General features: G+C 69.8%; 22 protein-coding genes. 11 read left to right on the top strand and 11 right to left on the bottom strand.

The window, feature by feature from the left end; all coding sequences use genetic code 11:
• Positions 1 to 32: 32 nt before the first annotated feature.
• Positions 33 to 1,085, bottom strand: coding sequence for a thiamine ABC transporter substrate-binding protein (locus tag AVR91_RS39700; protein ID WP_063277579.1), 1,053 nt, complete (start codon positions 1,083 to 1,085; stop codon positions 33 to 35).
• Between the two features lie 74 nt (positions 1,086 to 1,159).
• Between AVR91_RS39700 and AVR91_RS39695 the strand changes: the two genes are divergently transcribed.
• Positions 1,160 to 1,450: a 4a-hydroxytetrahydrobiopterin dehydratase gene (locus tag AVR91_RS39695; RefSeq protein WP_063277580.1), complete on the top strand. Its 291-nt coding sequence runs from the start codon at positions 1,160 to 1,162 to the stop codon at positions 1,448 to 1,450.
• 377 nt (positions 1,451 to 1,827) lie between these two features.
• Here AVR91_RS39695 and AVR91_RS39690 read toward each other — a convergent pair whose 3' ends face one another.
• From AVR91_RS39690 to AVR91_RS39680, 3 genes are read right to left on the bottom strand one after another with little or no spacing between them, the layout of a single operon-like run.
• Positions 1,828 to 2,166 carry a winged helix-turn-helix transcriptional regulator gene (locus AVR91_RS39690; protein ID WP_063277672.1) on the bottom strand — a complete coding sequence of 113 codons (339 nt, stop codon included), beginning with the start codon at positions 2,164 to 2,166 and terminating at the stop codon, positions 1,828 to 1,830.
• 17 nt (positions 2,167 to 2,183) lie between these two features.
• Entirely contained in the window at positions 2,184 to 2,564 is a 381-nt protein-coding gene (locus AVR91_RS39685) for a type II toxin-antitoxin system death-on-curing family toxin (RefSeq protein WP_063277581.1), read from the bottom strand.
• Positions 2,561 to 2,764, bottom strand: a complete 204-nt coding sequence (locus AVR91_RS39680) for a hypothetical protein (RefSeq protein ID WP_016337139.1) — start codon at positions 2,762 to 2,764, stop codon at positions 2,561 to 2,563. The genes AVR91_RS39685 and AVR91_RS39680 overlap by 4 nt, the downstream gene beginning before the upstream one ends.
• Before the next feature lie 208 nt (positions 2,765 to 2,972).
• Between AVR91_RS39680 and AVR91_RS39675 the strand changes: the two genes are divergently transcribed.
• Positions 2,973 to 4,334, top strand: coding sequence for a M20/M25/M40 family metallo-hydrolase (locus AVR91_RS39675; RefSeq protein ID WP_063277582.1), 1,362 nt, complete (start codon positions 2,973 to 2,975; stop codon positions 4,332 to 4,334).
• Positions 4,335 to 4,373: 39 nt separating this feature from the next.
• On the opposite strand, the gene AVR91_RS39670 is transcribed toward AVR91_RS39675, so the two are convergent.
• Positions 4,374 to 5,435: an ankyrin repeat domain-containing protein gene (locus AVR91_RS39670; protein WP_063277583.1), complete on the bottom strand. Its 1,062-nt coding sequence runs from the start codon at positions 5,433 to 5,435 to the stop codon at positions 4,374 to 4,376.
• A 107-nt stretch (positions 5,436 to 5,542) separates the two neighbouring features.
• On the opposite strand from AVR91_RS39670, the gene AVR91_RS39665 reads away from it, so the two are divergent.
• The gene (locus AVR91_RS39665; protein WP_063277584.1) at positions 5,543 to 6,019 is read left to right on the top strand and encodes a hypothetical protein; all 477 of its coding nucleotides are present in this window, start codon (positions 5,543 to 5,545) and stop codon (positions 6,017 to 6,019) included.
• Between the two features lie 176 nt (positions 6,020 to 6,195).
• Here AVR91_RS39665 and AVR91_RS39660 read toward each other — a convergent pair whose 3' ends face one another.
• The 3 genes from AVR91_RS39660 to ychF all read right to left on the bottom strand — a co-directional run bounded on the left by AVR91_RS39660 (position 6,196) and on the right by ychF (position 9,232).
• On the bottom strand, positions 6,196 to 6,903 hold the full coding sequence (locus tag AVR91_RS39660; protein WP_063277585.1) for a hypothetical protein: 708 nt from the start codon (positions 6,901 to 6,903) through the stop codon (positions 6,196 to 6,198).
• A 31-nt stretch (positions 6,904 to 6,934) separates the two neighbouring features.
• Positions 6,935 to 7,918, bottom strand: coding sequence for a hypothetical protein (locus AVR91_RS42555; RefSeq protein ID WP_063277586.1), 984 nt, complete (start codon positions 7,916 to 7,918; stop codon positions 6,935 to 6,937).
• A 231-nt stretch (positions 7,919 to 8,149) separates the two neighbouring features.
• The gene (ychF, locus tag AVR91_RS39650; RefSeq protein WP_016337150.1) at positions 8,150 to 9,232 is read right to left on the bottom strand and encodes a redox-regulated ATPase YchF; all 1,083 of its coding nucleotides are present in this window, start codon (positions 9,230 to 9,232) and stop codon (positions 8,150 to 8,152) included.
• A gap of 105 nt (positions 9,233 to 9,337) precedes the next feature.
• Between ychF and AVR91_RS39645 the strand changes: the two genes are divergently transcribed.
• On the top strand, positions 9,338 to 10,783 hold the full coding sequence (locus AVR91_RS39645; protein WP_063277587.1) for a DNA-3-methyladenine glycosylase 2 family protein: 1,446 nt from the start codon (positions 9,338 to 9,340) through the stop codon (positions 10,781 to 10,783).
• A 10-nt stretch (positions 10,784 to 10,793) separates the two neighbouring features.
• On the top strand, positions 10,794 to 11,294 hold the full coding sequence (locus AVR91_RS39640; protein WP_016337152.1) for a methylated-DNA--[protein]-cysteine S-methyltransferase: 501 nt from the start codon (positions 10,794 to 10,796) through the stop codon (positions 11,292 to 11,294).
• A 73-nt stretch (positions 11,295 to 11,367) separates the two neighbouring features.
• Here the strand turns inward: AVR91_RS39640 and AVR91_RS39635 are convergent, their stop codons facing one another.
• Entirely contained in the window at positions 11,368 to 14,319 is a 2,952-nt protein-coding gene (locus AVR91_RS39635; RefSeq protein WP_063277588.1) for an AAA family ATPase, read from the bottom strand.
• A complete protein-coding gene (locus AVR91_RS39630) occupies positions 14,316 to 15,467 on the bottom strand; it encodes an exonuclease SbcCD subunit D (RefSeq protein ID WP_063277589.1) in 1,152 nt (383 codons plus the stop codon). The genes AVR91_RS39635 and AVR91_RS39630 overlap by 4 nt, the downstream gene beginning before the upstream one ends.
• 179 nt (positions 15,468 to 15,646) lie before the next feature.
• Between AVR91_RS39630 and rmuC the strand changes: the two genes are divergently transcribed.
• Both rmuC and AVR91_RS39620 read left to right on the top strand, forming a co-directional pair.
• Entirely contained in the window at positions 15,647 to 16,561 is a 915-nt protein-coding gene (gene rmuC / locus AVR91_RS39625) for a DNA recombination protein RmuC (protein ID WP_016337155.1), read from the top strand.
• Between the two features lie 408 nt (positions 16,562 to 16,969).
• On the top strand, positions 16,970 to 17,857 hold the full coding sequence (locus AVR91_RS39620) for a DUF6542 domain-containing protein (RefSeq protein WP_063277590.1): 888 nt from the start codon (positions 16,970 to 16,972) through the stop codon (positions 17,855 to 17,857).
• 90 nt (positions 17,858 to 17,947) lie between these two features.
• Here AVR91_RS39620 and AVR91_RS39615 read toward each other — a convergent pair whose 3' ends face one another.
• On the bottom strand, positions 17,948 to 18,961 hold the full coding sequence (locus tag AVR91_RS39615) for a 4-hydroxy-3-methylbut-2-enyl diphosphate reductase (protein ID WP_063277591.1): 1,014 nt from the start codon (positions 18,959 to 18,961) through the stop codon (positions 17,948 to 17,950).
• A 151-nt stretch (positions 18,962 to 19,112) separates the two neighbouring features.
• Between AVR91_RS39615 and AVR91_RS39610 the strand changes: the two genes are divergently transcribed.
• Genes AVR91_RS39610 through AVR91_RS39595 form a run of 4 tightly spaced genes read left to right on the top strand, consistent with a single transcriptional unit; the run spans position 19,113 to position 21,644 of the window.
• Positions 19,113 to 19,769, top strand: coding sequence for a lipid droplet-associated protein (locus tag AVR91_RS39610; protein ID WP_063277592.1), 657 nt, complete (start codon positions 19,113 to 19,115; stop codon positions 19,767 to 19,769).
• On the top strand, positions 19,766 to 21,028 hold the full coding sequence (xseA, locus tag AVR91_RS39605) for an exodeoxyribonuclease VII large subunit (protein WP_063277593.1): 1,263 nt from the start codon (positions 19,766 to 19,768) through the stop codon (positions 21,026 to 21,028). Before AVR91_RS39610 ends, xseA begins: the two co-directional genes overlap by 4 nt.
• Positions 21,025 to 21,426 (top strand): hypothetical protein, encoded by a 402-nt coding sequence (locus AVR91_RS39600; protein ID WP_063277594.1) that lies wholly within the window; start codon positions 21,025 to 21,027, stop codon positions 21,424 to 21,426. Before xseA ends, AVR91_RS39600 begins: the two co-directional genes overlap by 4 nt.
• Positions 21,423 to 21,644 carry an exodeoxyribonuclease VII small subunit gene (locus AVR91_RS39595; protein WP_037340891.1) on the top strand — a complete coding sequence of 74 codons (222 nt, stop codon included), beginning with the start codon at positions 21,423 to 21,425 and terminating at the stop codon, positions 21,642 to 21,644. The genes AVR91_RS39600 and AVR91_RS39595 overlap by 4 nt, the downstream gene beginning before the upstream one ends.
• The last annotated feature ends 49 nt before the right edge of the window (positions 21,645 to 21,693 follow it).

Here is a 21,693-nt window from a genome sequence, read left to right as displayed (position 1 = left end):
CCCGGCTCCTCGGAAGGTCAGCCCGGTGGTGTTCAGCCTTCGATCAGCGTGCGCCACTGCGCGATCCACTGCTCGCGCCCGGCCTGGATCTTGGCCGGTTCGAGCGTCTTCGGCTGCTGCGGCAGCGGCGCGGCCTGCGCCCAGCCCTGCGGGAGCTCGACGCCCTGCCGGGCCGGGTACACGTACATGTTGCTCGCCACGGTGACCTGGAACTGCTGCGACAGCAGGAAGTCCACCACCTTGCGGGCCTTCTCGACCTGCTTGCCGCCCTTCAGCACACCGGCGTACTCGACCTGGCGATAACAGGTGTCGAGCAGCGCCTTCGTCCGCGGCTTGCCGTCGTCGCCGATCTCGGCGGCGGGCGAGGAGGCGTAGGAGACGACGATCGGACGCGGGCCCTTGCCCGAGGAGCCGGAGAACTCCTTGGTGTACGCCTCTTCCCAGCCGCTGACCGTCTTGAGCCCGTTGGCCTTCAGCTGCGTCCAGTACCCCTGCCAGCCCTGCTCGCCGAACTGGGCGACGGTGCCGAGCAGGAACGCCAGCCCCGGCGACGACGTCGCGGGGCTCTCGGCGACCATCAGGTCCTTGTACTTGGCGTCGGTCAGATCCGCGAACGACTTCGGCTCCGGGATCCCCTTGTCCGCGAAATACCGGGCGTCGATGTTGACGCAGACGTCGCCGAGGTCGACCGCGGAGAGCCGGTGTTCGGGGTCGATGGAGTAGCGCTGCGGGCCGCGATCGGCTTCCGGGCTGGTGTACTGCTCGAAAACGCCCTCGGCGAGCGCGCGCGAGGCGAACGTCGAGTCGATGCCGTACGCGACGTCGCCGATCGGATTCGCCTTGGTGAGCACCAGTTTGTTGGTCAGCGCGCCGGCGTCACCCTGCTTGAGCACGGAGATCTTGATCCCGGACTGCCGCTCGAACGCGTCGAGGACCTCCTGAGGCGCGAGCCACGAGTCGTGTGTCACGAGTGTGACCGTCGCCGTCGCCTGCGGGTCGTTCCCCGTGTTCCCGGAGAGCGAGCAGCCCGCGACGAGGGCGGCCACCGTGCCAGCCGCAACGACCGTGCGGAGGGCGCGTTTCATCTAGCCTCCTGCGTTCTTCAAGGGGGACCCGTGGCAAACGTGCAGCGTAGCCGACGGCGTACCACCATGGAGTCATGGCGGAAATCTTGAACGACCAGCAGGCCGACGCAGCCGTGGCCAAGCTCTCCGGCTGGTCCCGTGACGGCGTGACGATCGAGCGGACGGCGAAGCTGCCGAGCTTCCCCAAGGCGATCGAAGCGGTGGACAAGGTGGCCGAACTGGCGGAGGCGGCCGACCACCATCCCGACATCGACATCCGCTGGCGGACGGTGACGTTCCGGCTCAGCACGCACTCGGCCGGAGGGCTGACGGAGAAGGACTTCTCGCTTGCGTCGCAGATCGACGGGGTACTCGCGGACATGTGACGTCCGCTACGACCGCGCCACAACTCCGCTTCTCGGACGTCACCCCGGTAGGGACACAACGAGAAGGGACGAGTGATGACGCAGGCGATCGTGGTGGGGTTCTCGGCGTTCGGCGCGATGGTGGCGGCCGCCGCCGGAGTGCTCTGGTACACCGCGCGCGAGCGGCATCACCAGCACGATCAGTGATCTTGATCACACCGGCGTCGCGAAGGTAACGCGGAGCCTGATCAACGCGCTGTTCCCGGCGGACCTGTCGCTTCTCTCCCCCGGGGAACCGCCGTGAACAACGCCTCCATCACCGCCGCCCAGCGCGCCTGGGTGACCACCTTCGCCGCGGCCATCACGCTGCTGACGATCGTCGTGCTCGGCCTTCTCGGTTAACCCGAGTACGCCTCGCGGGCGGCGACGAGCTCCGGAAGGTGCTTCGCCGCCCATTCACGGCATGCCTCCATCGGCTCGAACAACGTCCGGCCGAGCGAGGTGAGCTCGTACTCCACCCGCGGCGGTGTCTCGTCGTACGCCGTCCGCGTGATCATGCCGTCGCGCTCCAGAGCCCTGAGGGTCTCCGTGAGCACCTTCGGCGTGACTCCCCGCAAGGGCACCCGCAGCTCCGAGAACCGGCGCGGTCCTTCTTCCAGGCACAGCACGACCAGGCCCGCCCATTTGTCGCCGATCCGGAACGGGGTCAGGTTCGACGGGCAGCCGGGCGCGAACATGTCGGGACTCAAGGGCTTCACCCGTCCGAAGTTACCCTCGCCCACGCGGCCAGTTCGTCCGCCGCTTCCCGGTAGGTGCGCGAACCGGTGGACATCGCGATCACCAGGTCGTACGCGTCGTCTTCCGGTGCGTCGAGGTCGTACCCGTTGAGGCCGTAGAAGACGAACGTCGCCATCCAGGACAGGCGTTTGTTGCCGTCGATGAGCGGATGGTTGCGCACGACCGACTCCAGCAGTACCGCCGCCTTCTCGTGCAGCGTCGGATAGGCGTCCTGACCCATCAGTGAGGACCGCGGCCGGTGCGCGGCGGAGTCGAGCAGCCCGAGATCGCGGACCTTGGGCACGCGGAGGTCCTCCGCGAGCGCCAGGAGGTCTTCGACGGTGAGGTACTCGATCACTGGGCGAGACGGTCGAGCAAGGCGGCGTAGCGCTCCCGGCCGTCCTTCGACAGCGCCCGGACCCGATCGTCGCGGACGCGGCGCGCGGCGGCCTCGGTGATGGCGCGGACCGTGGCCTCGTGCTTGCTCACACCGTCGGCCTCCGCCAGCAGGGCGAGCGCGCGCTCCTGCTCGTCGTTCAACCTCAGGGTCATGGCCATGAATCGATGCTACCACTTTGGTAGCAGTGGTCTTGAAACCGAGTGAGGAGTTCGCCACCGCCGCCGTCGCCAACGCCTTCTTCCTCGGCGGCCTACCGCCGGGTCGCCGTGCGCTGAACCGGAAAAAGGGGACGATCGGAGGTTGCTCCGGTGACCGGCGCACTATTGGCTACTCGGACGAGTTTCTCCGAGAAGTGAGGGGTGTTCCATGGCAGGTCTGCGCAGACGTGAGGTGCTCGCGGGCGCGGTGGCACTGGCGGGCGCGGCGACGATCGGGCTGAACCCCGGCACCGCCGCCGCGGCCACGCAACAACGTCCGGGCGCGCAGTTCCCGCCGTCGCTGGAGTTCGGGGACTACCCCGTGATCGCGCGCGTGCGGTCGCGGCGGGCGCTGGAGCACCTTCGGGTGCTCAGCGACAGGATCGGCCCCCGGATCGCCGGTACCGAGGGCGAACTGCGGGCCAGGGACTACATCGCGAAGGTGCTTCGCGAGCTGCGCTACCAGGTCACGCTGCAGCCGTTCCCGATCGCCGACAAGTTCCTCGGCACCCTGACGATCGGACGCGACAGCTGGCAGACCGGCTCGTCGCCGCAGGGCGCGCAGGACATCACCCGCGAGGCCGTCGTCGTCGACGCCGGTGACGGCAGCACCCTGCCCGACGACCTGACCGGCAAGATCGTCCTGATCGCCGCCGTGGCGAACAAGGCCGATGCGTACCTGACGGCCGCGCAGCGCGGAGCGGACGCCGTGCTGCTCGGCCGGATCGGCGCCGACCCGGCCCGCAAGCTGTCGGCGTTCTCCCCGACGCTCGCCACCCCGGTCACCATCCCGGTGCTGGGCCTGGCCCAGGTGCAGGTGGAGCGCCTGCGCGAACGGCTGGCCAAGGGCTCGGTCACGGTCAAGGCGACGGCCACCCACCACAAGAACCTGACGTCGTACAACGTCATCGCCGAGCGGCCCGCCACGTTCCCCGGCAAGGACGAAGGCGTGGTCATGGTGACCGCGCACTACGACAGCGTCCCCGGCTCCCCCGGTGCCAACGACGACGGCAGCGGCACCGTGCTGTGCCTGGAGCTGGCGCGTGTCCTGCGGTACCTGCCGACGAACAAGACGCTGCGGTTCGCGCTGTGGGGCTCGGAGGAGTACGGGCTGATCGGCTCGCGGCACTACGTCAAGAACCTGTCCGACCCGGAGGCGAAGCGGATCGCGGGCTGCTTCCAGAACGACATGGTCGCCACCAGCTGGGACCCGGCGGTCACCTACTGGCTGCTTTCGGTCGACGGTGCCGACAACGCCACGACCGCGGCCGTCAACGCCGCCGCCAAACGGCTCGGCTACGACCCGCGGGTGAAGGGTCCGGTGGCGCGCGGTTCGAGCGACCACGTGCCGTTCTTCGAGCGCGGGATCGCTTCGGGCAACTTCAGCTGGCGCGGCGAAACCGGCCCGGCGTTGCTGGAGCCGACGTACCACACGCCGGAAGACACCATCAAGGACAACGTTTCCCTTGAGCGGCTTCAGGTTTCGCTGGAGCTGATCGGTTCCGCCGCGTACAGCCTGCTGCGGAAGTGAGCCACGCCGGGTGTCCTCGTCGGGGACACCCGGCACCCCTCAACGTGTGTAGTCCACCGCTCCCAAGGCGATCGGGGCCGGGTTCTTCGCGACCCAGGCGACGGCTAGCTCGCTCAAGCGATCGAGGTGGTCTTCCCAGCCGCGGCCCGACCTGACATGCTTGGCGATCTCCTTGGCCTCTCGGAGTTCTTCCTCGCCGAGAGGTTCGCCCTGCGCGAGGAAACCCGGGAACGCGTCAGCCATCGCACGATAGCTACGGTCCCAGTTCGCCCCTCCGTTCCGGAACATCTCGTCGGAGATCCGGCCGGTGACGCGGATGGCTTCGCACTGCACTGTCGCGCCCGCGCCGCTCGACGGCACGAGAAGCTCCCAAAGCGCTTTGTGCCGCTCCTGCCAAGAGCCGCCGGGCACGACGATTGCCGAAACCCCGTCGTGCTTCGACCGCCGGGCGACCGGCTCGACCTCGAAGATCCGGTACAGCTCGCTGAGCGCGGCGTCGGTCTCTTCGAGGAGATCCCGGTTGAAGCTCTCCCGGTGGAACTCGAAACCACTGCCGATCCGCTCGACCTTTTCGCGCATCTCGGCCGTGATGCTCGCTCCGTGTTCGAGGAGCAGCTTCGCGATCTCGGCACACTCGGGGATGTAGGCGTTCTCCGTCCTGATCAGGGCTCGTGTCAGCAACGGTTTGCCGCGCCTGTCGAGCACCTCTGTCGAGGCCCCGTGCTCGATCAGCACTCGTGCCGCCTCGGCCCGCAAACCGTCCACAGCGGACTGAAGCGGCGTTTGCCCGGAGGTGTCGGCCGCATCGATGTCCGCACCGAGCGAGAGCAGCAAGGGGATCTGCTCCGGAACACCGCGGGAAGCCCGCGCATGGAGCGCCGTCCTGCCGTAGCTGTCCGGGGTGTCGACGGCGAGCCCCTGCCCGGTCAGCCAGACGACGAGCTCGTCCGGGCACTCCGGGAAGCCGATGGCGGTCCCTTTGGCGTAGCCGCCCCGCGCGTCTATCTCGCATTTGCCGAAGACGGCTTTGAGTTCGTCCACCGACGCCGAAGTCAGCATCTCCTGGAAGTCCTTGGGAAGGGTCTTCCGCTTCCGTGCCATCGTGCTCGCTCCTTCAGCCGAAGTTCGGGCGCAGCTGTTCGCGCGTCGGCACTGTTCTCCTCGGAACCGGTTCCCGCGCGACCGCGGAGATCCTACGATCCCCGACCATGAACGGTGTGCTGACCAGTGTGGTCGCGATCTCCGGGACCTTGGCCGGGTCCACCCTCACCTACCTCCTCGGATTGCTGAACACACGACGAACGGAGCGGACCGCTCGCGACGAACGGCTTCGACAGGAACGGATCGCCGCTTACGTGGCCTTCGCCGAAGCCATGACCGAACTGCGGCAAGGCGTGATCGCGAAGTGGTTCCTCAAGCAGCGCTCGGCACCGGACGACGAGCTGAGAGCCGCGCACACCGAATCGGACAAGCTCGGGGCGACGGCCGATCACGCGCGGCTCAGGATCCAGATGCTCACCGACGATCCCGAACTCCTCCAACTCGTCGACGCCACCTTCGAACCGATCGCGGCCCTGCATCAAGCTCCGGATCTCGCCGCCGTGAAACAGCATGAAGAACACAGTCAGGAAAGCCTGTCCGTGTTCATCCGAACCGCCGGGCGGCAGGTCCGGGGCCTTCCCTGACGGCGTTCGGAGAAGGATTTCGACGCCGCCGAGCTGCACTGGGCGGTTGCCTATCTTGTCCGGTTGCAGGCCGGCGAGGACGTGGCGGAGGAGATCGTGGCGGCCTATACGGCGAGGCACCCGCGACGATGTTCCAGGAACGCTACGGCGTGTGATCGAAGCGGAACTCCCGCCGGTCATTCTCCGAGCGCGGCGACGAGCAGCTCGCCGACCAGCCGGACGTCGTCGATCTCGATGTCGCCGCTTTCGGGAACCGCCTGGATTTTTCGCAGCGAGCGATCCGCCGACCGATCGAACCATCGTACGGCGTGGAGCAGCGCGTCAGCACGCAGCTGAGGACCAGCCGCCTCGAGCTGGTCCCGGGATACAGGTCCACAGTCGCGGTCCAAGGTGACCCGAACGATGTCGAGAAGATCTGTGCCCTCCTTCACCGCTCCACGATTCATGATCGACTGCAGTTTCATCGCGATGATCGGGCCGGGCTCGGATACCCGGACGACCAACGGCGCGAGTCCCTCCGCTTTCAGCTCCAGCCCGGAGGCGGTCGATGCGGCCCACGCATGAGACAGGACGTGCAGGCGATCGGTCGGGTCTTCCGGAAGATTTTCGATTTCGGTGTCCGTGACTTCGAGGACGTCGACTTGGACCTCACCGTGCGGAGTCCGGACCAGGACGCCGGAGGGGCCGCTAGGGGTACCTCCGGTCGCCACGAGCAGTTCGAGTTGCGAGCGCTCGTTCGGCGCCCGATGGTCGACAGTGTCGAGATCGGTCGTTGCCCGGTAAGGGGTGGATAGCCTGCACATGACCGCGAGTCCACCCACGAGAACAATCGGACGCCCCGTCTGTTCGGTTACGACGGGTATCGCACTCACAAGCCGCGTCATCGAACTACCGGCGAGAACGACGCCAGGAACCTCACCAGACACGATGCCACGGCTCCGCCGGCGTCCACATGTCCAGGATCTCCCGGCCACGTCCCGGATCTCGCGCGAGATCGAGTGCCACGAACAGCGGGTTGGCCAACGGCCACGACTCGCCGGCCCATGCCGCGCCATCGACGCGCCGAGCACATGCGAGCGGTGTCGGCGCGACGCGAAGGCTGGCAGCCCTGGCCGACGGCGCTTCGACGGTTCCCAGTAGCCGGGTGGCGCGGCGCAGCACTCCCTGATCAGGGACGTAGAAGTCCGGCGGGTGATCGGCACGAACCGAGACAGGGGCACCGTAGCGAGCCACCGCCACGGTGTCGGTCAGTGCCCAGCCCACAGTCGACTCCACATCGTCGAAGCCCAAGCTCAGCACCGAATTTTCTCGCCCGCCACCCGGCTTTGGCACGCTCGCGACATCCACACTTACCGGCTTCCAGTGCTCAGCGAGTTCCCAGAACAGCTCCGGTACGGCGGGCGCGCGATTCGCGGCGACCAGGCCAGCCGTGCGCAACGCGGCAAAGGCTTCCGAGACGGAACTCGCCGCGCGTCCCAGCTCGGCCGCCGCCTCGCGGACGCCGAGTCCTGTCGCCGGATCGAGCAGCAGGAGAGTCGCGAGCTCGATGCCGACCTGTCCGACGACTCCTTCACGAACAGGACCCGGCTTCGACAATGCAGGAATGTCCACGTCGACGAAAAGACCCGGGCCCACCAACCTCAAATGACCGCGCAGGTCTAACCAGCTCCAGCCGGCCTGGTTGAGCTTGTCCCGTCCACCTGCCGTGATCCTGCCTGCGACGACGACGGGCGCCGTGCCGGAGACGACACTGTCCGACCACCGCCGTAGTTGCCCCGGAGCGCTGTCGGCCGTGACCAATGACGCTGTCTTGGCTTCGACAACGACGGACCTTCCGTCCGGCAACTCGATGAGGAGGTCTGGGCTCGAGTCGCTTTCGGCGCGGTGGTCGAGCCGCACATCAAGTCCCAGTGACCGCGTAGCGGCAACGAGCGCCTCTGCGGCGTCGCTTCGCTCCGAACGGGACCTCACCGCTGAAGGATGCACCGCGTTCGGTGTTCGGTCAATACCGAACACCGAACAAGGTGAAGCTTTGCGCTGGGGCAATCCCTGCAGCCCGCTAGCGGGCGGTAATCGATGAAGCCTCCCGCGACACTCGTCACGGGAGGCTTCGATTCAAGCGACCGCACGTCAGACGTTGAAGCGGAACTCCACCACGTCGCCGTCCGCCATCACGTAGTCCTTGCCCTCCATGCGCACCTTGCCCGCCGAGCGGGCGGCGGCCATCGAGCCGTTCTCGATCAGGTCGTCGAACGAGACGACCTCGGCCTTGATGAAGCCGCGCTCGAAGTCGGTGTGGATGACGCCCGCGGCCTGCGGGGCGGTCGCGCCCTGCGGGATCGTCCAGGCGCGCGACTCCTTGGGGCCGGCGGTCAGGTACGTCTGCAGGCCGAGGGTGTGGAAACCGGCGCGCGCGAGGGAGTAGAGGCCCGGCTCGTGCTGGCCGACGGACTCCAGCAGCTCGCGCACGGACTCTTCGTCGTCCAGTTCGAGCAGCTCGGCTTCGACCTTGGCGTCGAGGAACACCGCGTCGGCCGGGGCGACCAGCTTGGCCAGCTCCTCACGGCGCGACTCGTCGGTGAGGATGCCTTCGTCGGCGTTGAAGACGTAGAGGAACGGCTTCGTGGTGAGCAGGCTCAGCTCGCGCAGCGCCTCGAAGTCGACCTCCTTCTGCGCCTGGAAGAGCGTGCGCCCGGCGTCGAGGATCTCCTTGGCCTTGACCGCGTTGTCGAGCGCGGGCTTGTTCTCCTTCTTCGTCCGCGCTTCCTTCTCCAGCCGCGGCAGCGCCTTCTCCAGGGTCTGCAGGTCGGCGAGGATCAGCTCGGTGTTGATCGTCTCGATGTCACTGCCCGGGTCGATCCGGCCGTCGACGTGGATCACGTCCGGGTCGTCGAACACGCGGATGACCTGGCAGATCGCGTTGGCCTCGCGGATGTTCGCGAGGAACTTGTTGCCGAGGCCGGCCCCCTCGGAAGCGCCCTTCACGATGCCCGCGATGTCCACAAAGGACACGACGGCGGGCACGGTCCGCTCGGACCCGAAGACCTCGGCGAGCTTGTCCAGCCGCGGGTCCGGCAGCGGGACGACGCCGACGTTGGGCTCGATCGTCGCGAACGGGTAGTTCGCCGCGAGCACGTCGTTGCGGGTCAGCGCGTTGAACAGGGTGGACTTGCCGACGTTGGGCAGGCCGACGATGCCGAGGGTGAGACTCACGGGCCAGAAGTCTACGTGCCGCCCGCCGCCCCATCCGCCGAGGCCTTGATCGCCGTGTCGGATTTCCGCCAGCCGCGCCTCCGACCTGGTGGCACGATCGATGTCATGACCGAGCAGACCCTGGCCGAACGGGCCGTGTGGCGGGACGCCGAACGGTGTTACCGCGCCGTCGCCGCCCGTGATTCCCGGTTCGACGGCCAGTTCATCATGGCCGTCTCCACCACCGGGATCTACTGCCGTCCGTCCTGCCCCGCGTCGACGCCGAAGCAGCAGAACGTCCGCTTCTACCCGACGTCGGCGGCCGCCCAGTCCCACGGCTTCCGCGCCTGCCGACGCTGCCTGCCCGACGCGGTCCCCGGCTCGCCCGACTGGGACATCCGGGCCGACCTCGCTGCCCGGGCGATGCGGCTCATCTCGGACGGCACCGTCGAACGCGACGGCGTCCCGGGGCTCGCGCGGCGGCTCGGCTATTCCGAACGCCAGCTCGGGCGCGTCCTCACCGCGGAACTCGGCGCCGGTCCGCTGGCGCTGGCCAGGGCGCACCGGGCGCATTCGGCGCGGCTGCTGATCGAGATGTCCGGGCTCCCGCTGACCGACGTCGCGTTCGCGGCCGGGTTCTCCAGCGTCCGCCAGTTCAACGAGACGATCCGGGAGGTCTTCGCGACGACGCCTTCGCAGCTTCGGGCGGCGAGCCTGCGCCGTCGTAAGGCCGAGGAGCTGCCGACCGGGACCCGGCTGAGCCTGCGGCTGCCGTTCCGGAAGCCGTTCGACGCGGCCGGGGTGCTCGATTTCCTGGCCGACCGGGCCGTCCCCGGCGTCGAGCACGTGACGCGCGACGATTCCGGGGTGACCGGCTACGGCCGCACGCTGCGGCTCGCGCACGGCTCCGGCGTGGTGTGGCTGACGGCGAAGGACGACCACGTCCGCTGCGACCTGCGGCTCACCGACCTGCGCGACCTGAGCAGCGCGGTGGCCAGGGTGCGGCGCCTGCTCGATCTCGACGCCGACCCCGAGGCGGTCGCGCGGGTGCTCGGCGCCGACCCGGCCCTCGCGCCCCTGGTCGAAGCGATCCCCGGTATCCGGGTGCCCGGCGCTGTCGACGGCGATGAGCTCGTGCTGCGCGCGATGCTCTCCCCCGCCGAGACGGCCGCGCTCGCCGAGAGCCTCGGCGAACGCGTGCCCAGCTGCGACGAGTCACTCGAAGGGCTGACCACGCTGTTCCCGACGGCCGCTCAGATCGCCGAACACGGCCCTGAACGGGTGGCCGCGGTGGCCCGCGCGCTGGCGGACGAGGTTTCGGTCCACGTCGGCCGCGATCCCCTGGAGTTGCGGGCGGAACTGCTGGAGCTCCCGGGAATCGGGCCGGGGATCGCGGACTACGTCCTGATGCGCGTACTCGGCGCACCGGACGTCCTGCTGACCGGTGACCCGGCGCTGCGCCGTGGAGCGGCCGCGCTGGGCATCACCGACGACGAAAAGACGCTGGCCGAACGCGGACGGGCCTGGCAGCCCTGGTCCTCGTACGCCGGCATGTACCTACTGCGCGCTTGAAAGGAAATCGATGAGCATCGCGTATTGGTCCACAATGGACACGAAGATCGGCCCGTTCACCGCCGTGGTGGCGGGTGACGGGGCCGTGCTCGCCTCGGGCTGGACCGGCGACGTCGCCGAACTGACGCCGCTGATCTCGCCGTCGCTCGCCCCCGGCGAGGTGAAGGAGCGACGGGACTTGGGGCCGGTGAGCACCGCGATCCGCCGCTACCACGACGGCGACCTGGACGCCGTCGCCGACATCGAGGTGCGGCAGCGGTCCGGCGCTTTCCGTGAGCACGCTTGGGAAATCCTGCGGAAGGTGCCCGCGGGTGAGCCGGTGAGCTACGCGGAGTACGCGGCGCTGGCGGGGAATCCGGCGGCGGTGCGGGCGGCCGCGTCGGCGTGCGCGAAGAACGCGGCGGCGCTGTTCGTGCCGTGCCACCGGGTGGTGCGGACCGGTGGCGGCGTGGGGAACTTCCGGTGGGGCGTTCCGGCGAAGCAGTGGCTGCTGACCCACGAAGCGGCCTGATCTCGCGCCCGGCCATGCAATGAACGGTCCGTTACTTGCAAATTTTGCAAGGAACGGACCGTTCCTAGCGGGATCAGGCGGCATGGATCTCCACCGAAGAGCCCGTACGCGCCTTCCGCACGCGTAGCCGCGTCGGGATCCGCTGCCGCAGCTCCTCCACATGCGACACCAGCCCGACCACTCGCCCACCCGCGCGAAGCTCGTCGAGGATGTTCATGACGATGTCGAGCGTCTCAGCGTCCAGCGTGCCGAAGCCCTCGTCGATGAACAGCGTGTCCAGCAGCGCTCCGCCGGTTTCGGCGGCGACGACGTCGGCGAGGCCCAAGGCCAGCGAGAGCGACGCGAGGAAGGATTCGCCGCCGGACAGCGTCTTCGCGGGCCTGATGGTGCCGGAGTAGTCGTCGAGCACGTCGAGCCCGAGGCCACCGCGGGTGCCCCGCGCACCGGCCGCGTCGGAGTGCACGAAGGAGTAACGCCCCTGGCTCATCGTCCGCAGGCGCGCGGTCGCCGCGACCGCGACCTCCTCCAGCCGCGCGGCCAGCACATAAGAACGCAGCGACATCTTCCGCGCGTTCTGGCCGCGCCCGTTGACCACTTCGGCGAGCGCCTTCAGTTCGAGGTACCGCTCTTCGACCGGCGCCAGATCCGCCATCAGCGACGTCACCCGCTCGGCGAGGCCTGCCAGGTCCGTGTGCCGCGTCTTCGCCGTCCGCAGGGCCGCGAAAGCCTGCTCGGCCTCGCCTCGCGTGTCCTGCGCCGCGTCCGCCGAAGCACCGACGTCGATCTCGTCCTCCGGCGAGATGCCGAACAGGTCGGGCTGCGCCAGTTCTTCACGGGCGGCCCGCTCCATCACCTTCGCGTCGGCGAGGCTGGCCTCCAGTTTCGTGATCTGCTCGTCCGGACGCGCCGCGGCGCGCATCTCGTCGAGATCGGAGAATCCCTTGGCCCGCAACGCTTCCTTGACCAGTTTCGCCTGCTCGTCACGCCGTTCTCGGGCGCCCGCGACGCTCAGCCGTGCTTCGGCGAGCGCGTCGAGGCGGGTCGCGAAGCCGAGCAGATGCCGTCGCCGGGCGGCGACGTCGGCGAACTCCCCGCGTGCGCTCTCCAACCGTCGCTCGCGTTCGGTCAGCCGTTCCGTCAGGCCGCGCACCTCGGTCGCGATCTCGACGGCACGACGCTCGGCCGCGCCGCGCAGTTCGGTCAGCTGCTCGATCTTCCGTTCCAGGGCACCGATCCGAGTGTCGAGATCAGGCCTTCGGCGAGCGGCTTCCGACAGCGTGGCGACCAGAGCCCGCGCCTCGCCGAGCCCGGCCCGCAGGGTCTCGGCGGTGTGCTCGCCCAACCGCTCGATCAGCACGGTCAGGCGGTTTTCGGCCTCCTGCAACGCGGCTTTCGCCTTCTCGCGCCGCGTATGCGCCTGCTGCTCCGCGACTTCGGCGCAGCGTTCGTCCTCGGGATCGACCAGGCCACCAGTGTGCGTCGCCGGCGACGGATGGTCAGTCGACCCGCAGACCGGGCAGTCCTCGCCCGCGTGGAGACCGGCCGCGAGTTCGGCCGCCATCCCTTCGAGTCGCCGCTCACGCAGATCGAGACGATGCTGCCGCGCCTGCTGATGACCATCCACGGCCTCGCTGACCGCCACACGCGCCCGCTCGACGGCCTGCTTCACCCGAGGCATCTCGTCGGCGTCGCGGGCCAGCGCGGTCAACTCGTCGACGCGAGCGCGAGCGCCCTCGAGCTTTGCTTCGGCCTCGGCGGCAGCGGCCGCTTCCGCACGCAAGGCCGCGACCTTCTCCGGCGCGGCCCCCAGTTCGACGGCGAACTCCTCGGCCTGCTTCTCCGCCTTGGCGGCGACCGCGGTCAGCTGCTCGCGCCGAGCCAGATCCTGGTGTTGTTGCTCGCTTTCCGCCACGAGTTCGGCGAGCGCCCCCGCCTCTTCACGCAGACCGCCCGCCCGAGCACGCAGCTCCGCGGCGGAACTGTCCGCGGCGTCCGGCACCTCCTGGGCACGGCGAGCTTCGGCGGCTTCGGCCTCCGCGAGCTGGTCCAGCCTGCGTTCGAGGAGATCGGCCTCCGCGACCACCCCCGCCGCGCGATGGGCCGCCTCGACCTCTTCCGCCCACTCCGCCCGCTGGTCCGCCTGCTCGGCGATCACCGAAAGCCGCGTGTACGCGGTGCGCACGCGGCGGATCCGCTCGGCGGTGGACCGGTTCTCCTGCCAAATCGCCTCGGCCTTCTTGGCCGCCGCACGAGCCTTCGTGTCACGTTCCTGCGCCTCGCCGACACGGCGCGCCGACTCGGCGAGCACCTCGCCGACCCACTCGGCCTGCCCCTCTTCGGGTGCTTCCTGCCCCGCGACCTGGGCGAACCGCGCGACCCATTCCCTCAGCGACTGCTGCCGGGCCTGCAACTCGCGACCGCGTTCGGCGCGCAGATTCGCGAACCAGTCCTCGACGTCGGAGAAGCGCTCGGTGCCGAACAGGCGCTCCAGAAGCTCTTCACGCTCGGCCGTGTTCGCGCGCAGGAATCGCGCGAATTCGCCTTGCGGCAACAGGACCACCTGGAAGAACTGCTCGTGCGTCATGCCGATGAGCCGTTCGACCGTGCGCGCGACCTCGTCGATCCGCGTGATGCCCTCGGCCACGTGGCCGGCGGGCACCGTACCGACCCAGCTCAGCACCGCCTTCGCCTGCTGGACGGTCATCCCCTCGCCCCGGCGCTTGGGCCGCTGGTACTCGGGGTTGCGCGCGATCCGCATCCGCTGGCCCTGCACGGTCAGTTCGAGGACGACCTCGGTGACCTGATCCGGCTCGGCGAGGTCGCAGCGCAGCCGTTTGACCTCGCCGCGAGCGCCGGGAACGGTGCCGAACAAGGCGAACGCGATCGCGTCGAGCAGCGTCGTCTTCCCCGCTCCGGTGTCACCGTGCAGCAGGAACAGCCCGTCCGCGCCGAGCGCGTCGAAGTCCACCACCTCGCGGCCCGCGTACGGCCCGAAAGCGGCGACCTCCAACCGGTGCAGTCTCATACTTCGCGCTCCCTGCCCGCCGCGCCCAGCGCCGCCAGCACCAGCCGCTCCTCGCTCTCCGACGGCGCGGAACCACGGCAGTCCTCCAGGAAACTGCGGGTGATCTCGACGTCGGACCGCCCGCGGACGGCTTCGGCGTACTTCAGCGCGGCCCCGTCGTGCCCGCCTTCCGGCTGCCAGTCCATGTGCACCGCGTACGGGAACCGCTCGCGCAGTTTGCGCATCGCGTCGATCGGGCGGACCCGGTCGGTGACCGTGAAAGAGAGGAAGTGTTCGGTGAGGCCGTCGTGCTCCGGGTCCGAAAGCAGCTCCGCCAGCTCGCCGCGCAGCATCGCGAGATGCCGCGGCACCGGCAGTTCGTGGCGGCGGACCTCGGCCAGCCCATCGGCGCCGAGTTCCACCAGCCAGACCGATTTCCGTTGGCGTGTCTCGGAAAACGAGTACGCCAGCGGGCTGCCCGAATAGCGAAGGTGCTCGGCGAGGGTCTGCGGGCCGTGCAGGTGGCCGAGCGCGACGTAATCGACGCCGTCGAACACCGAACCCGGTACCTGCTCGACGCCGCCGACCGCGATGGTCCGCTCGGATTCGGTCGGCTCGCCGCCGGTGACGAAGGCGTGCGCGAGCACCACCGACCGCGTCCCGGACGGCCGCCCGGCGAGATCCTCCCGGATCCGCCGCATCGCTTCGGTGAGGACTCCGGTGTGGCCGCGGGCCTCGGGCACACCGAGGGCGTGCCGCGCGGGCTCCGGTTCCAGATACGGGATCCCGTAGAGGGCGACCTCGCCGTGTTCGTCCGGCAGCAGCACCGGTTCGGCGAGCCCGTCGATCGTGGCGCGCAGGTGCAGCCCGCCCGCCGCGGCGAATTCGGCGAACGCGCCCAGCCGCGGCGCGGAATCGTGATTGCCCGGTGTCATCACCAGTTTCGCCCCGGCCTGGCGGATCCGGCCCAGCGCCGTGGTGGCCACGCGCACGGCCTCCGCCGAGGGCACCGCACGGTCGTAGATGTCGCCGGACACGAGCACGACGTCGACCGACTCGGCGGCCACGAGCTCGGCGAGATGACTCAGCACGGCTTCCTGTTCGGCGAGCAGATCGGCGCCGTGGAAGGTGCGGCCGATATGCCAGTCGGAGGTGTGCAGGAGCTTCACGCAGCCCAAGGTAGGGCCGCGCACCGGCCGGACAGCGGAGGCGCGCCCTTCGCGGCACTGCGCTTTCCGACACGCCGGGGACGGCGCAGGTCAGATACGGAGCGCGACCGCGCCGCTCCGGTTTTGTCGGTGGGTTCCGCCATGATGTCCTCCGACCCGGATCCGGAGGGGAGGTACCGGTGGCGACGGTGATCACCACCGCGGCCGTCGTGCTCGCGTTGCTGCTGCTCGCGGCCGTCGCGCTGCTGTGGCGGCTGTACAACGACGGCATGCGGCGGGCGGACGCGGCGGCGAAACAGGTCGCGGCCGAGCGGGCGAAGGCGGATCAGCAGCAGCTCGCGCTGCGCCGGTACGAAGTCGCCTTCGCCTCGATCAGCGGCCGGGGCGAGCTGGGCGAGCAGGTACTCCTGGAGACCGCACGCGCGCTCGGCCTCCGCGAGGAGCTGCACTTCACGCTGCAGACGGATCTGGCTGGCGGCGGCGCCGCGAAACCGGACATGGTGCTGCGGGTCGGCGGCGGCCGGACGGTGCCCGTCGACGCGAAGGCGAGCATGGCCTGCTGGGCCGAGGCCGTCGAGACCGACGACCCCGAAGAACGGCTGGACGCGCTGCGCGTCCACGTCCGGCAGCTCCGCTCGCGGGCGGCCGAGCTGGCGGGCAAGGGTTACCAGCGCTGGGCCGACGCGATCTACGGGACGATCATGTTCGTCCCGTCCGACGCGGCCGTGGTGGCCGCGCTGGACACCGACCCGGAACTGCTGCGCTGGATGCTGGACCGGCGGGTCTTCCTCTGCGGGCCGACGGGGTTCGCCGTACTGGCCTCCGCCGCGCTGTTCGCCGCGACCGAACGGGCACTGGTCGAGGACGTCGAGCAGGTGCGGGCGGGCGCCGCGGCCGCGCACCGGGCCGCGGGCAACGCGGTCGACGCGCTGAACCTGTCGAGCACCCATCTGCAACGTTTCATCTCGGCGCGGCGGCGGGAGCTGGAGGCGCTCGAGAGCTTCCGGAGCACGGTCTCGCCGCTGACGGACGCCGCGGGCAGCCCGGCGCCGGTGCCCCTGATCAGGAAGGCGGACGAACTCCCGGCCTCGTGAGTGGCCCAGAACGGTTCGGCGCCGCCGGGTGCCCATGGCCGAGACGTGTCGCGGGGAGCCGCTAGGGCAGGTCAGCGGCCATGCGACGCCCCACTGTGTGGATTTCGGGACGTTGGATGACCAGAAATCCACACAGTCCCGCCGTGACGCGACCTGCGAGGGCAAACGCGCGGGCCCGCAGCAGCCCGGCCACTCACGAGCCGGATGCGAACCGCACCGCTCTACCTGCGACTTCCGGAATCGGAGGCTCCATTTCGCCGGGCCCGACAACCTTGTCGCCCGCTTACTCGTAGTACCTCCGGTAAGCATCCGGACGCTCCGTCCGGGTGGTCCGGAATGACCACTACCAGGCGATAGACACACCGCCTGTTGGCGGTATGCCCGCAGCTTGGATATACGGTGGAGCCTGTGACCGCGATTCGCGATCGCCAGAGCGATCCTGATGCCGACGACGTCCCCGTTGCCTGGGACGAGCGTCCGCTCGTCGGCGCCAGGCGCGGGCTGCCCTGGTGGGCGGCCGTCCTGGTGGGCTTCGGGCTCGCCATCCTTGGCGCCTTCGTCGACATGATGATGCAGAAGGACCTGGGCCTGCTGTTCAAGGCCTGCTACGCGCTCGGCGCGGTGGCCGCGGTGGTGGCCGTCCAGCGTCGCGGGCTGTTCGGCCCGATGGTGCAGCCGCCCCTGGTCCTCGCCGTGACCGTCCCGGGAGTCATCCTCCTGACCTCGGACGGCAGCAAGGGCACGGACCTTCTTTCGAGAGCCTTCGACGTCGGCACGCCGCTGATCAACGGCTTCCCGACGATGGCCATCACCACCGGCGTCACCTTGGCGATCGGCATCTTCCGGATCTACCGCGAGCGCGATCCCGATGCCCCGGTGAAGGTCAAGCCGGGCACCAAACCGGAACGTCGCGACGAGGCCAAGCCCGCCGTCCGGCCGGCCGCGGCCGCCGCGCCGGGCCGTGGCCGTCCGGCTTCCCGGACCGGCCAGACCCCGCCCCCGCCTTCCCGCCGCGGTGCTCCCCGGGACGCCGCGCCGCGAGACGGTGCCCCGCCCCGTCGCCGTCCGGTCGACGACGAGCGCCGGCCCCGCCGCGACGCCGAACCCGGTGCCCGCAAACCGCCGCCCCCGGGACGTCAGCCCCGGCGGCCGCGTCCGGAAGACGGCGAACCGCGCCGCCGCGACCCCCGTGGCGAAAGCGCCCCCGGTGCCCCGCGCCGCCGCCCGCCGCGTGCCGACGACCCGCGCCGCGGAGGGCAGCCGCCCCGCCGCCGGCCGTGGGACGACGAGCGGTGAAGCAAGGGACCTTTGCTACCACCTAGCGCGCTGACCAGCGAAAAGGGCCGCCCGAGGACTTCCTCGGACGGCCCTTTCTCGTAAGAAGACTCAGGCCTTCGCGGCCTTGCGCAGCTCGTGCGGAAGCGCGAACGCGATCTTCTCGTTCGCCGTGGTGACCTCGTCGACGCTGTCCCAGCCGCGCTCGGCCAGCCACGACAGCAGGTCCATCACCAGCACGTCCGGCACCGAAGCACCACTGGTGACACCGACGGTCTCGACGCCTTCGAGCCAGGCTTCGTCGACCTCGTGCGCGAAGTCGACCAGGTGCGACGCGCGCGCCCCCGCCTTCAGCGCGACCTCGACCAGTCGCTTCGAGTTGGACGAGTTCGTCGAACCGACCACCAGCACCAGGTCGCACTCGGCGGCCATGGCCTTGACCGCGACCTGGCGGTTCGTGGTGGCGTAGCAGATGTCGTCGCTGGGCGGGTCGGCCAAGCCGGGGAACCTGTCCCGCAGCTGATCCACGCGCTCCATGGTCTCGTCCACCGAAAGGGTGGTCTGCGAAAGCCAGATGACCTTCGACGGGTCGCGGACCTCGACCTTGTCGACGTCCTCGGCGGTGTCGACGAGCTGCACCTTGTCGGGAGCCTCGCCTGCGGTGCCTTCGACCTCTTCGTGGCCTTCGTGGCCGATCAGCAGGATGTCGTAGTCGTCCTTCGCGAACCGGTTGACTTCCTTGTGCACCTTCGTCACGAGCGGGCAGGTCGCGTCGATGGTCCGCAGGTTGCGCTCGGCCGCCTCGGCGTGCACCGCGGGCGAGACGCCGTGCGCGGAGAACACCACCAGTTCGCCTTCGGGCACCTCGGAGGTCTCGTCGACGAAGATCACCCCGCGTTCGCGCAGGGTCTCCACGACGTGCCGGTTGTGCACGATCTCCTTGCGCACGTACACGGGTGCGCCGTAGAGCTCGAGTGCCTTTTCGACGGCGATGACCGCGCGGTCGACACCCGCGCAGTAGCCGCGAGGCTTGGCGAGCAGGACACGTTTGCCACCTGCCGGCACACCGGACTCGGTGATCGTCGGACTGCCGGCGGGCGTGATTCCGGGACTCGCAGAACTCATGCCCCCAGGGTACGGGCTGCCCCGGGGGCACCTCGCACTCACGTTCAGGTGACCAGGGAACCCCTCCAAAGTATGTGCGGGGAGTCACGTCCTGTGAGCCGACACACCCGTTCGGTTGGGCAGGATGGGCCGGATACGGCAGGCTAGACGCATGAAGCCTCTCCCGCTCCCCCTCCGGGTCGCCGCGGGCCTCGCCGTCACCACCGCCGAGCGGGTTCGCGAACTTCCCAAGCAGCTCACCGGGCTCCCCGTCACGGTGGTCAGCCAGGTGCTCCAGTTCTCCATGCGCGTCCAGCAGCACGTCACCGAGCTCGCGATCAAGGGCGACGACGCGCTGTCGGGCCTCCGCCCGGTCGAGGACACGCCCAGCTGGGCGACCTTCGACGAAGATCTCCCGCCGGACCTGGGCGAACGCCGGTACGAACGCGACTCGTGCGTCATCCCGCTGCGGGAGGACGCCGAGGTTCCCGAGCCGCGCGCCGAGACCAACGGCCAGCTCCACGACCTCGAAGCGCTCACCGAAGACCCGTGGGCCGAGGAGGAGCGCGCGCTCGCCGAGGAGCACCCCGACGGCGAGTTCGACAGCGCTAGCGCGCCCGTGACCTCCGGTCCGGCCGGGCTCGACGACTACGACACGCTCACGTTGCCGCAGCTGCGCGCCCGGCTGCGCCGGTTCGACCTCGCGCAGCTGGAAGAGCTGCTGACCTACGAGAAGGCGAACGCCGACAGGGCGTCGTTCGTCGGCATGCTCGCGCGGCGGATCGGGAACGTGAAGAAGGCCGACGGCGACGGCGCGGAAGGCCAGTGAGCGCCGAACCCACTGCCGCGGCGGGCCCGTCCACCACCGCCGAAAACCCGTGGCCGGTCCGCACGGTCGCCCGCAAGGTCGGCGAATGGATCAACCGCCTCGGCGCGGTCTGGGTCGAGGGCCAGGTCACGCAGATCTCGGCCCGCCAGGGCACCAACACCGCGTTCCTGACCCTGCGCGACCCGTCCGCGGACGTCTCGATGTCGGTGACCTGCCCGATGGGCCTGCTGCGCACGATCGAACCGCCGCTGCGCGAGGGCGCCAGCGTCGTGGTGCACGCGAAGCCGACGTTCTTCATGAACCGCGGTTCGCTGAGCCTGCGCGCCAACGAGATCCGCGCGGTCGGCATCGGCGAGCTGCTCGCTCGGATCGAGCGGCTGCGACGGCTGCTGGCCGCCGAGGGGCTGTTCGCGCCGGAGCGCAAACGCAAGATCCCGTTCCTGCCCAAGGGAATCGGGCTGATCACCGGTCGCGCGTCCGCCGCCGAACGCGACGTCCTGGTGAACGCGCAGGCCCGCTGGCCGCATGTCGCGTTCAAGGTGATCAACACCGCCGTGCAGGGTTCGCTGGCCGTCCCGCAGATCCTCCAGGCACTGTCCAAATTGGACCGTGATCCGGACGTCGACGTCATCGTGATCGCCCGCGGCGGCGGCAGCGTGGAAGACCTGCTGCCGTTCTCCGACGAAGCGCTGTGCCGCGCCGTGTCCGCCGCCGGGACCCCGGTGGTCAGCGCCATCGGGCACGAACCCGACACCCCGCTGCTCGACCACGTCGCCGACCTCCGCTGCTCGACGCCGACCGACGCCAGCAAGCGGATCGTGCCCGACGTGCGCGAGGAGACCCAGCGCGTCCGCCAGATGCGCGATCGCGGCCGCCGTGCCCTGCACGGCTGGGTGGACACGCAGGTCAGGCTGCTGAACCAGATGCGCAGCCGCCCCGTCCTGGCCGACCCGCTCGGGCCGATCCAGCGGCGCTCGGACGACGTCGAGATCCACCGCGAACGCGGGCGCCGCGCGATGCTCACGCTGCTCGCGAAGGACCAGGCCGAGATCGCCAGCGCCCGCGCGCGGCTCACCGCGCTCGGCCCGGCGGCGACCCTCGAACGCGGCTACGCCGTGGTGCAGTACACCGATTCCGAAGGCAACCTCCAGGTACTCCGGTCCGTCTCCGAGGTCGTGGACGGCGCGAAACTGCGCGTCCGCGTGGTCGACGGCGCGCTCGGCGCCGTCGTCTCAGGAGAGCCGGAGGAGGGGCGTTGACGGCGATTTTCCTGCCTTTGACCATCGACGCCGCGAGACGGGCCGACGCCCCCGAGGTACTGCGCAACGCGCTGCTGACCGACCGCGCGGCCGCGGAGTGCTGGACGGTGCTGCTCGCTGGCTGCGAGTTCTCCACGAAACGCGGTCTCGACGCCCAGCTGCGCAAACTCTCCGAAGCGACGGCCGAACACGTCGGCACCCGATGGTGGTTCGCGGACGGTTCCGTGCACCGCAAACGGGTGGCGCGGGCCCAGGAGAACCTCGTCGCCGCGATCGCGGAGGGTGACGGCCAGGAGTTCGCTCTCGCCTTCGTGGGTTACGACAACGCCATGGCCGGCGCGGTAGTGTGCGCGGGTATCGGCAAGCACCGACGTCCGGTAGAAGGAAGCACAGCGTGAGCGAGACCGCCGAACTCGGCTACGAACAGGCCCGCGACAAGCTGGTCGAGGTCGTCCGCGAGCTCGAAGCGGGCGGGCTGTCCCTGGAGCAGTCGCTGGCCCTGTGGGAGAAGGGCGAGCAGCTGGCGAAGGTCTGCGAACACCACCTCGAGGGCGCGCGCGAGCGGATCGAGGCCGCGCTGTCGTCCGTCGAAGACGAAGCCGGCGACGGTCAGTGACGTTCACCATGCTCCTGCGCCACCGAACCACCGTGGGTATCTGAGAGAC

It is taken from the genome of Amycolatopsis keratiniphila subsp. keratiniphila (genome assembly GCF_001620365.2).
Lineage (GTDB): Bacteria > Actinomycetota > Actinomycetes > Mycobacteriales > Pseudonocardiaceae > Amycolatopsis > Amycolatopsis keratiniphila.
Note: the sequence above shows the minus strand (reverse complement) of the source record. Positions and strands in the feature narration are given on the sequence as shown.